We start from the raw sequence: 15,036 nt of genomic DNA, 5'->3' as shown, positions 1-15,036 counted from the left end.
ACACGGGCAGTCGTCACGCTTGGAGTATGTCCAGGACCGCGGTCGCCAGAGTCGACGGAGACTTCCGCCGGCGACTGGCTGCTGCCTTCAGCTGGACCTCGGACCGCGGTGTGTACGCCAGCTATGCCGACCTCACCGGCTGGTGGCGCGATCCCGACCTTCTCCGCGAACTTGGGCCCGCCCTGGCCGGCCTGTACGACGTACGCCCGACCGTCGTCGTCGGGCCGGTCTCTCGCGGTGCCTTGGTCGGGGCCCTGGCAGCGGCCGCGCTAGGGGTCGGGTTCGTCGAGGTTCGCAAGAACGACGGGCAGGCCACCGACAGCGATCGGTGGATACGGCGGACCACCGGGCCGGACTACCAGGACCGGCACGTCGTCTTCGGGTTCCGCCGCGATCTCGTCCAGTCGGGCGACCGGGTGCTGATGGTTGACGACTGGGCTGCCACCGGCGAGACCGCACGCGTGGTCCGCGCGCTGGTCGACGACTGTGGTGCGCAGTGGATCGGCGCAGCCTGCATCGTCGACGCGCTCGGCGATGCGCGCTTCCGGCACGACCTCCCGCTGCGCGCGCTCCTCGACGTACGGAATCTCTAGGGGACTATTCGGACAGTTCCTTGGAGAGCATGGCGCTGGTGGTGTGGTTCGGGCGGCGGAGCTTGCCCACCTCGACGAAGCCGCGGGCGGCGTGGAAGGCGAGCGAGGGGACGTCGGGCGGATCGGACTGGACCCGGCTGACGAGGCGGTCGAAGGGTTTGGCCGAGCGTTCGACGGCCCGGTAGACGCCGGTGGCGATGCCCTGCCGGCGGTGCTTCTCGGCGACGACGATCCGGTCCAGGTGCAGGAACCGGTCCGCGTAGGTCGCGTTGAACCATTGGAAGTCGAGGCTGTCATGGGCGGAGCCGGGGGCGAAGGTGAGGACGAAGGCGGCGACCTCGTCCTCGATCTCCACCACGGCGGCATGGGCAGCGATCAGCCGGAGCCAGTCCAGCCGGTCGGGGCCCAGCGGGTCCGTCTGCTCGACCGCGGCTGCGTTCAGCGCGAGCACGGCCGGCTCGTCGGCAGAGGTCATGGGGCGGAGTTTCACGAGCACACCTTCCCACGCGCGGTGCCTTCCGCGGCAGGGGTCTGATCAGGGCAGTACGCCGCATGTCCCTGGTGAATCCCCGAAAATCCGGACCCGGGGTTGGGAATGACCCGGCGGTGCGGCAATGTTGAGCCAGGTGAACTCAAGTCTGCCGAACCGGACGAGGTCCGGATTTGAATCCGGACCCTCGGAGAGGCAACATTGAGTCTGCATCACTCAACTTCGTGGAGGTAACGCACATGGCCCGCGCGGTCGGTATCGATCTCGGTACGACGAACTCTGTCATCGCCGTACTGGAAGGTGGCGAGCCCACCGTCATCCCCAACGCCGAGGGAGCGCGTACGACGCCCTCGGTCGTGGCCTTCGCCAAGAACGGCGAGGTCCTGGTCGGCGAGGTGGCCAAGCGCCAGGCCACCACGAACGTCGACCGCACGATCCGGTCCGTCAAGCGCCACATGGGCGAGGACTGGAACGTCAGCATCGACGGCAAGAAGTTCACCCCGCAGCAGATCAGCGCCTTCGTGCTGCAGAAGCTGAAGCGGGACGCCGAGGCGTACCTCGGGGAGCAGGTCACGGACGCGGTCATCACCGTGCCGGCCTACTTCTCCGACGCGCAGCGCCAGGCCACCAAGGAGGCCGGCGAGATCGCCGGTCTGAACGTGCACCGGATCGTCAACGAGCCCACCGCGGCCGCGCTGGCGTACGGCCTGGACAAGGGCACCGAGCAGACCATCCTGGTCTTCGACCTCGGTGGCGGCACCTTCGACGTGTCGCTGCTGGAGATCGGTGACGGCGTCTTCGAGGTGAAGGCGACCAGCGGTGACAACCACCTCGGTGGTGACGACTGGGACCTGCGCATCGTCGAGTGGCTGGTCAAGCAGTTCAAGAACAAGAACGGCACCGACCTGTCCGGCGACAAGATGGCCATGCAGCGCCTCCAGGAGGCCGCCGAGAAGGCCAAGATCGAGCTCTCCAGCGCCGCCGAGACCTCCATCCACCTTCCGTACCTGAGCCTGACCGACTCCGGCCCGCTGCACCTGGAGGAGAAGCTCTCCCGGGCCGAGTTCCAGAAGCTGACCAACGACCTGCTCGAGCGCGCCCGCGCGCCGTTCAAGGCCGTCATCAAGGACGCCGGCGTGGACGTGTCGAAGGTCGACCACGTCATCCTCGTCGGTGGTTCGACCCGGATGCCCGCGGTCGCCGAGCTGGTCAAGGAACTGACCGGTGGCAAGGACCCGAACAAGGGCGTCAACCCGGACGAGGTCGTCGCCGTCGGCGCCAGTCTGCAGGCCGGTGTGCTGAAGGGTGAGGTCAAGGACGTCCTGCTGCTCGACGTGACCCCGCTGAGCCTGGGCATCGAGACCAAGGGTGGCGTGTTCACCAAGATCATCGAGCGCAACACCACGATCCCGACCAAGGGTTCGGAGATCTTCACCACGGCCGAGGACAACCAGCCGTCGGTGATGATCCAGGTCTACCAGGGCGAGCGCGAGATGGCCCGCGACAACAAGTCGCTCGGCAACTTCGAGCTGACCGGCCTGCCGCCGGCGCCGCGGAACGTGCCGCAGATCGAGGTCACCTTCGACATCGACGCGAACGGCATCGTGCACGTGAACGCCAAGGACCTGGCCACCGGCAAGGAGCAGCGGATGACGGTGACCGGTGGCTCCGCGCTGCCGAAGACCGACATCGACCAGATGGTCAAGGACGCCGAGCAGTACGCCGAGGAGGACCGGCTGCGCCGCGAGGCCGTCGAGTCCCGCAACCAGGCGGAGGGCTTGGTCTACCAGACCGAGAAGTTCCTGCAGGAGAACGAGGACAAGGTCCCCGACGACGTCAAGACCGAGGTCAAGGACGGCGTCGAGGAGCTGAAGAAGGCGCTCGAGGGCACCGACGACGACGCGATCAAGGCTGGGTCGGAGAAGCTCGCCCAGTCCAGCCAGAAGATGGGCGCCGCGATGTACGCGAACGCTCAGGCAGCCGGGACGTCGGACGAGAGCACCTCGACCGAAGACGGCCCGAGCGCGAACACCGACGACGACGTGGTCGACGCCGAGATCGTGGACGAGGACCGCCCGCAGGATTCCAAGCCTGAGGACACCAAGTGACCGATCGTTCCAATCCTGGCAGCGAGTTCGGTGACGGCGACCCCGTCATCCGCGACAAGCGCCGGATCGATCCGGAGACCGGCAACATGCGGGAGCCTTCCGAGGCCCCCGCGGGTGGCGGGCCCGCACCCGGTACGCCGGGCGCCCAGCCGCCGCGGGATCCCTCGGACCTGATCGGGCCGTCCGCGCAGGAGGCCCTGCTGACCGAAGCCCTGGCGGAACGTACCGCCGACCTGCAGCGGTTGCAGGCGGAGTACGTGAACTACAAGCGCCGGGTGGACCGCGACCGGGTGGCGAACCGCGAGGTCGTCATCGGGTCGGTGCTGACCGAGTTGCTGCAGACCCTGGACGACATCGGCCGGGCCCGCGACGCGGGTGAGCTCGAAGGCGCGTTCAAGGCGGTGGCCGAATCGGTCGAGCGGGTCACCGAGAAGCTCGGCCTGACGAAGTACGGGGAAGTGGGCGACGCGTTCGACCCGCGGATCCACGAGGCCCTGCTGCACAACTATTCCGACGAGGTGGACGGTCCGACCGCCACGCTGGTGATGCAGCCGGGGTACCGCCTCGGCGAGCGGATCCTGCGGGCGGCCCGGGTGGCCGTCTCCGAGCCGACCGAGCAGTTGCCGGCGACAGAGTTGCCCGATGCTGGGCCGGCCGACGAGACCGGCACCAGTGAAAAGCCCGCTGAGTAAGCGATTCGGTCAGGAGGTGGGACGTCGATGAGCACGAAGGACTGGTTGGAGAAGGACTTCTACAAGGTTCTCGGCGTCTCCAAGACCGCGGAGCCGGACGAGATCAAGAAGAGCTACCGCAAGCTGGCGCGTAAGTACCACCCGGACTCGAACGCCGGGGACGCGTCGGCCGAGGCCAAGTTCAAAGAGGTCTCCGAGGCTTACGACGTCGTCGGCGACGTCAAGAAGCGCAAGGAGTACGACGAGGCGCGCCGGCTGTTCGGCAGTGGCGGGTTCCGGATGCCGGGCAGCGCTGGCGCCGGCGGCGCCGGGCAGGGCGGTTTCGGCTTCGATGTCGGCGACCTGTTCAACCGGTCGAACTCGACCGGTGGCGGTGGCCTCGGCGACATCCTGGGCGGCATGTTCGGCGGCGGCAACACCGGCCGGACGACGACCACGTCGACGGCCCGGCCGCGGCGCGGTGCCGACATCGAGACCGAGGCGACGATCGAGTTCGCCGAGGCCGTCAACGGTGTCACTGTCGCGCTGCGGATGACCAGTGATGAGCCCTGCAAGACGTGCCGCGGCACCGGGGCGAAGTACGGGACTGTTCCGAAGGTCTGCCTGAAGTGCGAAGGCACGGGCATGCAGACCTCGGTCCAGGGCGGTGTCTTCGCGATGACCGAGCCGTGCACCGAGTGCAAGGGTCGCGGTCTGGTCGTGGACCAGCCTTGTGAGACCTGCCACGGCTCCGGCCGCGGGCAGTCGAGCAAGACCATGCAGGTCCGCATCCCGGCGGGTGTGCAGGACAACCAGCGGATCCGGTTGAAGGGCAAGGGCGCGGCCGGCGAACGGGGTGGCCCCGCGGGCGACCTCTACGTCAGCGTGCACGTGAAGCAGCACCGGATCTTCGGGCGGCAGGGCGAGCACCTGACGCTGGCCGTGCCGGTGAGCTTCACCGAGGCCGCGCTGGGTGCCGAGATCAAGGTTCCGACCCTGGACGGGCTTCCCGTCACGGTGCGGATCCCGGCTGGTACCGCGAACGGCAGCAAGCTGCGCGTGCGCGGTAAGGGATCGGCCCGGCGGGACGGCACCAGAGGCGACCTGCTGCTCACCATCGAGGTACAGGTGCCGCACGAGTTGAGCGACGAGCAGCGGGTCAAGCTGCAGGAGTTCTCCACGGCGGCCGACCAGCCCGACCTGCGCGCCGGGTTGTTCGGGAGTTCCTGATGGGCATCCCGTTCAGCCAGGTGCCGACCTGGGACGACCGCACCCCGATCTACGTGATCTCGGTGGCGGCCCAGTTGGCCGGCATGCACCCGCAGACGTTGCGCCAGTACGACCGGCTGGGGCTTGTCACGCCCAGCCGGGCGTCCGGCCGCGGCCGGCGCTACTCGGCGTACGACGTGGCGAAGCTGCGCTACGTCCAGCACCTGTCGCAGGAAGACGGTGTGAACCTCGCGGGAATTCAGCACATCCTCGAGCTACAGTCGGAAGTAGAAGATCTGCGCAGGCGGGTGAACCAGCTGCTTGCCGAAGTGCAACGCGGTGTCGGCATCTCCCGCCAGCACACCAACAGCCGGGTCTTCTCGGCCGGTCCGGCAGGCGACGTGATCGCGATGGGCCGGCAGCAGACCACCACCCGGTGGATCCGCACCCAGCCGCTCGAACTCGGGCGGCACTGACCTCCGGAAGCCTCGATACCCGAGGTTTCCGGTTCCCCGGAGACACCCCATCCCCCCACGGTGTCCCCGGGACCGGAGGTAGTCACCCCCAAACGACGCCTCCGGCCGAGCCCTCGGACCCAACCCCGGGTCCGAGGGCTTCCCAGCGTTTCGGTCCCGCTGCCTTGCTCCGGCCGTACGCTGGCGAGGTGACGCTCACCTTGGAGACCGACCGGCTGCTGATCCGGGACTGGGTAGAAGACGATGCTGAGGCCGCGCAGGAGATCTATGGCTCAGCTGATGTGGCGCAGTGGTTGTCGCCGGCGATCGAGAAGGTCACCGACGAGGCGACGATGCGCGTCATCCTGCAGGCCTGGATCGAGGCCCAGCCGAACTTCGTCGTACCGGCCGGGCGCTGGGCCGTGGTCCGCAAGGAGGACGGCGTGGTGATCGGCGGGCTGCTGATCCGGCTGCTGCCGCCGTACGAGGAGGACCTGGAGATCGGCTGGCAGTTCAGGCCGTCGAGCTGGGGCAACGGGTTCGCCAGCGAGGCGAGCAAGGCGCTGATGGGCTGGGCCTTCGAGACCCACGATGTCGACGAGCTGTTCGCCGTCGCCCGGCCGAACAACAAGCGCGCGATCGGCACCTCCCGCCGGCTCGGGATGGAGTGGGTCGGCGAGACCGACAAGTACTACGACCTCAATCTGCAGGTGTACCGGATCCGCGCGGCCGACTTCAAAACCCTGAACCACTAAGAAGATTCGCGCCCTTCCGCCGAAACTCGTAGGCGGCCGCGAGCAGTAGGGCGACCGCACAGACGGCGTAGGAGTTGCCGACGAAGAGCTGGAAGCCGTGGTGGTGGTACTCCTTGTCACTCAGGTACGGCGCACGCCAGGGCAGGCCGACAGCCATCGTGACCGTCCAGAGGGCAGCGAGCCCGGCCAGTACGCGGAAGCGGGCAGTGCGGACGCCGCCGGCTTGGTAGGCCTCTACTGCGCGCGTCCAGAGCAGGGCGCAAGCCGGGATTGCCCAGACCCAGTGGCCGGTCCAGGAGATCGGTGACACGAGTAGCCCGACTGTGGCCGTGAGCAGGATGGACTCCAGCAGGTAGCCACGGTCGTACGCACGCCGCGCCGCCAGGAAGCCGACTGCGCAGGTGATGGCGACTGCGAGCAGCCAGGCCGGGCCGATGCCCTGGATCCCGCCCGCCAGTCGTGCGAATACGCCACGCAAGGCCTGATTGCTGATGAAGTGGGTCGCGCCGGGGCGGCTCGGGTCGAAGATGAAATGCCCCCAGAACTGCCGCGACGCGTCCGGCATCGCCACTGCGCCGAGCACCATCGTCCCCACGGTCGCGGCCGAAGCAGTGGCCGCTTCCCGGTACCGCCGTGTCACCAGCAAGTAGATGATGAAGATTCCTGGCGTGAGCTTGATCCCTGTTGCCACGCCGACCAGTACGCCGCGGAACCGGCGCGGTAGGTGCCCGAGCAGATCCACCAGCAGCATGGCGAGCAGAACCAGGTTGATCTGGCCCAGGTCGAACGAGGAGCGCACCGGCTCCAGCGCGAGTCCGGCAGCGCCTAGAGCCAGGCCGGACGCCATCACTCGATAGGTGGACCACTGGGGACGAATAGCACGGACCGTAGCTGTCCCGCTGACCAGCAGGGCCATGGCAGAGGTCAGTGTCATCACTGCGCGGCCTGCCCCGGTGCTGAGCAGCGCGATCGGCGCGAAGACCAGTGCGGCGAACGGTGGGTAGGTGAATCCGAGCGCCATGTCCTTCGGAAACGCGAGGTGAGCGGTGTAGATGTCCTGGCCGTGCAAGAAGGCTCGCGCGGACACGACATACACACGGAGGTCGTACTGCAGGGAGGTCGGTGACCAACTCCAGGCGCAAATGACGAGGAATGCCGCCGCGGCCAGGCTCAAGGCCAGCACCGGGCGGCGGGTGATCCGGACGGTCACAGCCGAGAACAGCGGTGCCGTAGGGGTGCTGCGGCCGGCCGTGACCAAGGGTCTGTCAGGAGCCGGTTCAGGTGTCGGTCGAACGGGACTTATCGTCATGTTTCCGACCCTCGCCGCTGCACCCCTGCCGCCACATCGCCGTCAAGTGCCGACTGTGGTCAGTGAAACGGATGAGTCGCCACGCACAGGTGTCACTCCAAAGAGTGACGGCCCTGGCCCCTGCCGGACCCCAGAATGAACGGGTGAGCGGAGAGATCGCGCCTGCCCGGGCCCGGGCCGAGCTTCCGGCTGCTTTAGGGCGCAGGCCTATCGCCGCGGCCGACGGATGAGCACCCTGCGCACTGCTTTGACGGGCAGGTCTGCCGACTTGGTACTGGCTGTCATCGGGCTGGCCGTCACCCAGTTTCGGATCGTCCAGATCGCCGAGAGTTGGCAGCACGCGCGGCTGGCGCTGCCGGTGTTTGTCGCGCTGGCGCCCGCCTTGATCGCTGTCCGTCGGGTGGATCCCGTGCTGGCCGCGGTCGGCTTGGCTGCTGGCTCGATCGGGTCGCTCCTGCTCGGCCAGCTCAGCTGGGTTTTGCTGGCCGGCTGCGCTCTCGCGCTGTGGTCGCTGCCGACCCGCTGCCGGCTGGGCACCGCAGTGGCCACGACGCTCGCGGTAGCCGGGCTGACTGTGGTTGCCGCGAGCAAGTGGGTGAGTCTGCTGAACTGGGCCTATCCATCGATCTACTCCCGGTTCACCGACAAGGACGGAGTCGTGGAGACGACCTCCGGGCTCACCCAGCACCGGTACGACCAGATCCAGGCGATGCCGTGGCGTTGGTGGCTGGCGGCGCTGCTGCTGCTGATCGGACTGGCAGCGGTGGCCTACTGGCGGCGAGGCGCGGTGCCACCGACATTGCGGACCGCCGGCGAGCGGCTGGACGACCTGCGAGTCTTCCTGCTGGACAAGGATCGAGTGTGGGCCCTCGACACCGTGCTCGCCTTCGTTGCCGCCTCCGTCGTCCTGCTGGAGATCCGGCATGACCAGGTCGTCGGGAACTGGTGGAGCGCGCCGAAGTGGATGCCCTGCGCGGTCGCGGCCACGGCACTCACGCTCGTACTCCGGCGCCGCCGGCCCGTAGTACCGGTTGCTCTGCTGATGGCCGGCGCGATGGTCGCCTACTGGCAGATGTTCGAGTGCTGGACCGTGCTGGGGGCGCTGGCGATCGCTCTGTACTCGCTTGCCACCGGACGGGCCCTGCGTTTTTCGTTGCCGGTCGCAACGGTTGTGCTGGCTGCGGCGCCGGCGATCGCCACCGTGATCCGCTACCCGCAGATGGTGCTGATCTTCCCTGCCCTCAAGCGTCAGTACCTGACCTCCGGCGACATGCACGATCCACCGGACAACAGGCTGCACAACACCATCTACGAAGAGATGGTGGATCGCCAGTGGCCGATCACATTGTCGCTGATCCTCGTGCTGGCGGTCTTTGTCGGTGTGCTCGCCCGGCTCAATCGCCGGAACCGCTCGGCCGCGGCGCGCGAGGCGGAGCTCGAGCAGCGGGCGGTGGAGCAGGACGCGGCACAGGTCGTACTGACGGAACGGTCGCACATCGCCCGGGACCTGCACGACGTGGTGGCGCATGCGGTGAACCTGATGGTGATCCAGGCCGAGACCGGGCCGGATCTGCTCAAGCGCGGAGACGCGGACGCGCTGGCCGGATTCCAGCGGATCGGGGATGCCGGCCGGAGGGCTCTGGGGGAGTTGGACCGGATGCTGTCGGCCTTGCGGGATGCGGCGGGAGTGCCGGATCCGGCGTTGAGTCCGCAGCCGGGTCTGGACGACCTCGGCCCGCTCGCGAAGAGCCTGTCGGATCAGGGCCTGCCGGTGGAGTTCGAGCTCCGGGGGAGCACCGACGGCGTTCCGGACGGGATCCAGCTCACGGCGTACCGGCTGGTCCAGGAGGCGCTCACCAATGTGGCGAAGCACGCGAAGGCGGACGGGGCCAAGATCCTGATCGAGCGAGGCGAGACGGGCGTTGCGGTCCAGGTGGTCGACGACGGGCAAGGCTTCGATCCGGCCACCCGCCCGGACGGCCGGCACGGCCTGACCGGCATGCAGGAGCGGGTCCGCATCCACAACGGCACGTTGAGCATCAGGTCCAGCCCCGGCGATGGAGCGACAGTCAGCGCCTGGCTGCCGGTGGCCACGCGATGACGATCTCCGAGCAGACCGCGCTGTCGACAGGCGCCCGCCGGGCCACGGGCGTCGACCTCGCACTGGCCTTGACCGGGCTGGTGGTCTCACTGGCACGCACCTGGCATCCGTCCGCGGGCTGGTCGTACGGCGACCTGCCACTGGTGATCCTGGTCGCGCTTGCGCCGGCACTGATCGCGTTGCGGCGGGTGGCGCCGATCCCGGTCGCTGTGGTCATGATGGGAGCGGCCCTGGTCGCTCTGATCCTGGGCGAGTTCGACGCGGTGCTCATCGGTGGTTGTGCGCTGGCCCTGTGGTCTGTCGCCGCCTTGGGGACCTGGCCGTCGGTGGCTGCGGCCGTAGGAGTGGTAGCAGGTCTTCCCCTGTTCGCTTCGTGGGGTTGGATGGTCGTGGTTCCGAGCGCCTTCAATCGGACCGCGCAGAGCGGCCTGGTGGAATACCAGGGCCAGATGGTTCCTGGCTTCTCCCACGGCATCGCGCCGGAGGACGTGAGCCGGTTCACGAACCAGCAGTGGCCCTGGTGGTTGTCTGTGGCCCTCGCCGCGGTCTGGCTGACAGCGTTCCTCGTACGCCGGTACCGCAAGCAGGCGCCAGTGATCGGCAGGCACGGCACTCCGGGCGACTGGCTGGAGAGCCTGCGGCAGTTCGCGGCTCGTCGGGAGAACGTGCTGTGGCTCGACGCGATGCTGGCCATCGCCATGACCGCGCTGCAATTGCTGGACATCCGTCGTGGCCAGGCGATGGGCAACTGGTGGGTGGCGCCCGACTGGCTGGTCTACACCATCGCGGCGATGCCGCTGAGCCTTGTCCTGCGGCGGTATCTGCCGATCGTTCCGTGTGTGCTGCTGGCGGCAGTGAGTATCCCTGCCTTCTGGGCAGCCGACGACATCACCTTCCTGCTGGTGGCACTCGCCATCGCGCTCTTCTCGTTGGCTTCACACGGACGGCGCCTCCTGGCGGTGCCGGTCGCGGTCGTCCTGCTTACCGCTGTACCGGTGCTGAGCAGGCAGGCGATCGAGCACTGGAAGATCCAGCTGTGGTTCTTCCCCGTGCTGACCAAGAACGTCGACCTCGACATCGACTACGGCCACCCGCTGGACTACGGCTACGAGTACTTCCGGGTGGCCGAACGGGTCTGGCCGATCTCGCTGTCGCTGGTGCTCGCACTGGCGACGGTGTTCGGTCTGCTGGCGAGGGTGTACCGGCGTACGCGGGAAGGGGCTGTCCGGGAAGCCGAGCTGGAGCGGCGGGCGCTGGAGCAGGACGCGGCGCAGGTGGTGCTGACCGAACGGTCGCACATCGCGCGCGACCTGCACGACGTGGTGGCGCACGCGGTGAACCTGATGGTGATCCAGGCAGAGACCGGGCCGGACCTGCTGGAGCGGGGCGACCAGGACGTACTTGCTGGGTTCCAGCGGATCGGGGACGCCGGTCGGCGGGCGCTGAGTGAGCTGGACCGGATGCTGTCGGCACTGCGTGACTCGGAGGGCCTAGCTGATCCGGCATTGACGCCGCAGCCGGGACTGGCCGAGCTGCCGCAACTGGTACAGGACGTGTCCCATGAACTGAAGGTGGATCTCGACCTGCACGGCAACACGAGCGGCCTTCCCGAGGGGCACCAGCTCACGGCGTACAGGCTGGTGCAGGAGGCGTTGACCAACGTGGTGCGGCACGCGGAGGCGGCGAAGGTGACGGTGACGCTGGACGTGCGCGCCGACGAGCTGATGGTCGAGGTGGCCGACGACGGTCACGGATTCGATCCCGAGGTCGCGCGGGAAGGCGGGCGGCACGGCCTGGCGGGGATGCGCGAGCGGGTCCGGATCCACGACGGGCGGCTGACGATCGATTCGGCACCCGGCCGGGGCACGACCGTGAGCGCGTGGATCCCGGTGCCTGAGCAGGAAACGGCGATGGAGAAGAGGACCGAGTGATCAAGGTGATGGTGGTCGACGACCAGGATCTGGTCCGGGACGGGATCTCGATGATCCTGGACGGACAGCCGGACATCGAGGTGGCCGCGCAGGCCGTCGACGGTGCCGACGCGCTGCACCAGGCGGCCGCCGTCCTCGATCTCAGCGTGGTCCTGATGGACGTCCGGATGCCTGTCATGGACGGTATCGAGGCCACCCGGCGGCTGGTCGGCGGGCCGAACGCGCCCCGGGTGCTGATCCTGACCACCTTCGATCTGGACGAGTACGTGTACGACGCGTTGCGGGCGGGGGCGAGCGGGTTCCTGCTGAAGCGCTCCTCGCGGGACGAGCTGATCAACGCCGTCCGGGTGATCGCGGACGGCGACGCGTTGCTGGCGCCGCCGGTGACCAGGCGGCTGATCGACCGGTTCGCCGACAACCGGCTCGATCCGTCGGTGGTGGCGCGGCTGGACGTGCTCACCGCGCGGGAGCGGGAGGTCCTCGTACTGGTTGCCAAGGGCAACTCGAATGCCGAGATCGCGGCCGCCTTGCACCTGACCGAGCACACCGTGAAGACCCACGTCAGCCGGATGCTCGCCAAGACCGGCCTCCGCGACCGCGTCCAGGCCGTCATCCTGGCCTACGACACCGGCCTGGTCTCAGCCGGCCAACGCACCTAGCGGGTGGAGCCGACCGTCGAAATGTCGGTGGGAGGTGATCGGGTGATCACGGTGGGTGCTGGGCGACCCTGAGTTATCCCCAGGTTTTCTAAGAGTTGAGCGGAATGGACTCAAGTTTGGATAAGTTGTCTCTAGTAGGACCTGTAACTGAGCTTGAGAGGCTGGAACCAGATGGATGTTCAACGGTTGACGACGCTGGCCCGGGAGACCCTGTCGGTGGCGATCCGTCAGACCTCCGCGGCGGGCAATCCGACCGTGGAACCGATTCACCTGCTGTCGGCGTTGCTGGCGCAGCCCGAGGGGACCACTGTCGGTCTGCTCGAGGCCGCCGGAGCCGACATCGACGCAGTACGCCGCCGTACCGCGGAGCAGCTGGCGCGGTTGCCGAAGGCGAGTGGCGGAAGCGTGCAGGCACCGAGCCTGTCCGGCCGGACCAGCGATGTGCTGAGCCAGGCTGAGCAGCGGGCGCTGGGGCTGGGGGACGAGTTCGTCTCCACCGAGCACCTGCTGATCTCGCTGGCCACGGTCGAGGGGACGGCGAAGACCGCCCTGAAGGTGACCGCGGATGCGCTGCTGCAGGCGTTCGACGCCGCGCGGGGCAATCGGCGGATCACGTCGCCGGAGGCCGAGGGGACGACCAAGACCCTGGAGAAGTACGGCGTCGATCTGACCGAGCGGGCTCGCGAGGGCAAGCTCGACCCGGTGATCGGCCGGGACTCCGAGATCCGCCGGGTGGTCCAGGTGCTGTCCCGCCGGACCAAGAACAACCCGGTACTGATTGGCGAGCCCGGCGTCGGCAAGACCGCCGTCGTCGAGGGGCTCGCCCAGCGGATCGTGGCCGGCGACGTGCCGGAGTCCCTGCGCGGACGACGGCTGATCAGCCTCGACCTCAGCGCGATGGTGGCCGGCGCGAAGTACCGCGGCGAGTTCGAGGAGCGGCTGAAGGCCGTGCTGACCGAGATCAAGGAATCCGACGGTCAGGTCATCACCTTCATCGACGAGCTGCACACCGTCGTCGGCGCCGGTGCGTCCGGCGAGGGCGCGATGGACGCCGGCAACATGCTGAAGCCGATGCTGGCCCGCGGCGAGCTCCGGATGATCGGCGCGACCACGCTCGACGAGTACAGGACCAGGATCGAGAAGGACCCGGCGCTGGAGCGGCGGTTCCAGCAGGTGTTCGTGGGGGAGCCGTCGGTCGAGGACTCGATCGCGATCCTGCGTGGCCTGAAGGAGCGGTACGAGGCGCACCACAAGGTTGCCATCTCCGACAGTGCGCTGGTCGCCGCGGCGACGCTTTCCAATCGGTACATCTCCGGTCGGCAGCTGCCCGACAAGGCGATCGACCTGGTCGACGAGGCCGCGTCCCGGCTGCGGATGGAGATCGACTCCTCCCCGGTCGAGATCGACTCGCTCCGGCGTACGGTCGACCGGCTGAAGATGGAGGAGCTCGCGCTGTCCCGCGAGGAGGACGCCTCTTCGCAGGACCGGCTGGCCCGGTTGCGCGCCGACCTCGCCGATCGCGAGGAGGAGCTGCGCGCGCTCGAGGCCCGCTGGGAGAAGGAGAAGTCCGGCCTGAACCGGATCGGTGAGGTCAAGGAGCGGATCGACGAGCTCCGCGGCCAGGCCGAGCGGGCCCAGCGCGACGGCGACTTCGAGACCGCCTCGAAGATCCTGTACGGCGATATCCCCGAGCTGACCAAGGAGCTGGAGGAGGCCTCGGCCGAGCCCATCGCCTCGGAGGCCCCCGAGGCGATGGTGAACGAGGAGGTCGGGCCCACCGAGATCGCCGAGGTGATCGCGATGTGGACCGGTATCCCGACCGGCCGGCTGCTCGAGGGCGAGACCGGCAAGCTGCTCCGGATGGAGGACGAGCTGGGGCGCCGGCTGATCGGCCAGCGCGAAGCGGTGAAGGCCGTCAGCGACGCCGTACGCCGGGCGCGGGCGGGCATCTCCGACCCGGATCGGCCGACGGGCTCGTTCCTGTTCCTCGGCCCGACCGGTGTCGGCAAGACCGAGCTCGCCAAGGCGCTCGCGGACTTCCTGTTCGACGACGAGCGGGCGATGGTCCGGATCGACATGTCGGAGTACAGCGAGAAGCACAGCGTCTCGCGGCTGGTCGGTGCGCCTCCGGGGTACGTCGGCTACGAAGAAGGCGGGCAGCTGACCGAGGCCGTCCGGCGCCGTCCGTACTCGGTGATCCTGCTGGACGAGGTGGAGAAGGCTCACCCCGAGGTGTTCGACATCCTTCTGCAGGTGCTGGACGACGGCCGGTTGACTGACGGCCAGGGCCGGACGGTCGACTTCCGGAACGTGATCCTGGTGCTCACCAGCAACCTCGGCTCGGCGTACCTGGCGGACATGTCGATCGAGGACAGCCTGAAGCGCGATCAGGTGATGAACGTGGTCCGGCAGGCGTTCAAGCCGGAGTTCATCAACCGGCTGGACGAGATCGTGCTGTTCGACGCGCTCGGCGGCGAGGAACTGACCAAGATCGCCGGGCTGCAGATCAACGCCCTGCAGAAGCGGCTGACGGACCGGCGGATCACGCTGGAGGTCGGCGACGACGCGATGGAGTGGCTGGCGATGACTGGGTACGACCCGGTCTACGGCGCCCGTCCGCTCCGCCGCCTGGTCCAGTCCGCGATCGGCGACGAACTGGCCCGCGGCCTCCTCTCCGGCGCCATCCGCGACAGCGACACCGTCAAGGTCGCCCTGAGCGAAGCCAAGGACGCCCTCGAGGTCACCTCCGCCTGAC

12 protein-coding genes are annotated in these 15,036 nt (G+C 68.3%); 10 read left to right on the top strand and 2 right to left on the bottom strand.

Annotated elements, in window-relative coordinates:
- The first annotated feature begins 26 nt into the window (after positions 1-26).
- The gene (locus F1D05_RS18730; RefSeq protein ID WP_185448850.1) at positions 27-593 is read left to right on the top strand and encodes a phosphoribosyltransferase family protein; all 567 of its coding nucleotides are present in this window, start codon (positions 27-29) and stop codon (positions 591-593) included.
- Between the two features lie 4 nt (positions 594-597).
- On the opposite strand, the gene F1D05_RS18725 is transcribed toward F1D05_RS18730, so the two are convergent.
- Positions 598-1,083: a GNAT family N-acetyltransferase gene (locus F1D05_RS18725; RefSeq protein WP_246486803.1), complete on the bottom strand. Its 486-nt coding sequence runs from the start codon at positions 1,081-1,083 to the stop codon at positions 598-600.
- Between the two features lie 239 nt (positions 1,084-1,322).
- Between F1D05_RS18725 and dnaK the strand changes: the two genes are divergently transcribed.
- The 5 genes from dnaK (at position 1,323) to F1D05_RS18700 (ending at position 6,281) form a co-directional block, all read left to right on the top strand.
- Positions 1,323-3,191, top strand: coding sequence for a molecular chaperone DnaK (gene dnaK / locus F1D05_RS18720; RefSeq protein ID WP_185448849.1), 1,869 nt, complete (start codon positions 1,323-1,325; stop codon positions 3,189-3,191).
- On the top strand, positions 3,188-3,883 hold the full coding sequence (gene grpE / locus F1D05_RS18715) for a nucleotide exchange factor GrpE (RefSeq protein WP_185448848.1): 696 nt from the start codon (positions 3,188-3,190) through the stop codon (positions 3,881-3,883). Before dnaK ends, grpE begins: the two co-directional genes overlap by 4 nt.
- Before the next feature lie 27 nt (positions 3,884-3,910).
- Positions 3,911-5,092 (top strand): molecular chaperone DnaJ, encoded by a 1,182-nt coding sequence (dnaJ, locus tag F1D05_RS18710; protein WP_185448847.1) that lies wholly within the window; start codon positions 3,911-3,913, stop codon positions 5,090-5,092.
- Positions 5,092-5,547 (top strand): heat shock protein transcriptional repressor HspR, encoded by a 456-nt coding sequence (locus tag F1D05_RS18705; RefSeq protein ID WP_185448846.1) that lies wholly within the window; start codon positions 5,092-5,094, stop codon positions 5,545-5,547. Before dnaJ ends, F1D05_RS18705 begins: the two co-directional genes overlap by 1 nt.
- A 188-nt stretch (positions 5,548-5,735) precedes the next feature.
- The gene (locus F1D05_RS18700) at positions 5,736-6,281 is read left to right on the top strand and encodes a GNAT family N-acetyltransferase (RefSeq protein ID WP_185448845.1); all 546 of its coding nucleotides are present in this window, start codon (positions 5,736-5,738) and stop codon (positions 6,279-6,281) included.
- Here the strand turns inward: F1D05_RS18700 and F1D05_RS18695 are convergent.
- A complete protein-coding gene (locus tag F1D05_RS18695; RefSeq protein ID WP_185448844.1) occupies positions 6,262-7,491 on the bottom strand; it encodes a glycosyltransferase 87 family protein in 1,230 nt (409 codons plus the stop codon). The genes F1D05_RS18700 and F1D05_RS18695 overlap by 20 nt on opposite strands.
- Positions 7,492-7,816: 325 nt before the next feature.
- Between F1D05_RS18695 and F1D05_RS18690 the strand changes: the two genes are divergently transcribed.
- From F1D05_RS18690 to clpB, 4 genes are all read left to right on the top strand, one after another.
- Positions 7,817-9,691: a sensor histidine kinase gene (locus tag F1D05_RS18690; protein WP_185448843.1), complete on the top strand. Its 1,875-nt coding sequence runs from the start codon at positions 7,817-7,819 to the stop codon at positions 9,689-9,691.
- Positions 9,688-11,622 (top strand): sensor histidine kinase, encoded by a 1,935-nt coding sequence (locus F1D05_RS18685; RefSeq protein ID WP_185448842.1) that lies wholly within the window; start codon positions 9,688-9,690, stop codon positions 11,620-11,622. Before F1D05_RS18690 ends, F1D05_RS18685 begins: the two co-directional genes overlap by 4 nt.
- Positions 11,619-12,281 (top strand): response regulator transcription factor, encoded by a 663-nt coding sequence (locus tag F1D05_RS18680; protein WP_246486802.1) that lies wholly within the window; start codon positions 11,619-11,621, stop codon positions 12,279-12,281. Before F1D05_RS18685 ends, F1D05_RS18680 begins: the two co-directional genes overlap by 4 nt.
- Before the next feature lie 171 nt (positions 12,282-12,452).
- Positions 12,453-15,035, top strand: coding sequence for an ATP-dependent chaperone ClpB (gene clpB, locus F1D05_RS18675; protein WP_185448841.1), 2,583 nt, complete (start codon positions 12,453-12,455; stop codon positions 15,033-15,035).
- The last annotated feature ends 1 nt before the right edge of the window (position 15,036 follow it).

The organism is Kribbella qitaiheensis (genome assembly GCF_014217565.1).
In the GTDB taxonomy this organism is placed as follows: domain Bacteria; phylum Actinomycetota; class Actinomycetes; order Propionibacteriales; family Kribbellaceae; genus Kribbella; species Kribbella qitaiheensis_A.
This window is presented reverse-complemented; position numbering and strand designations above follow the sequence as displayed.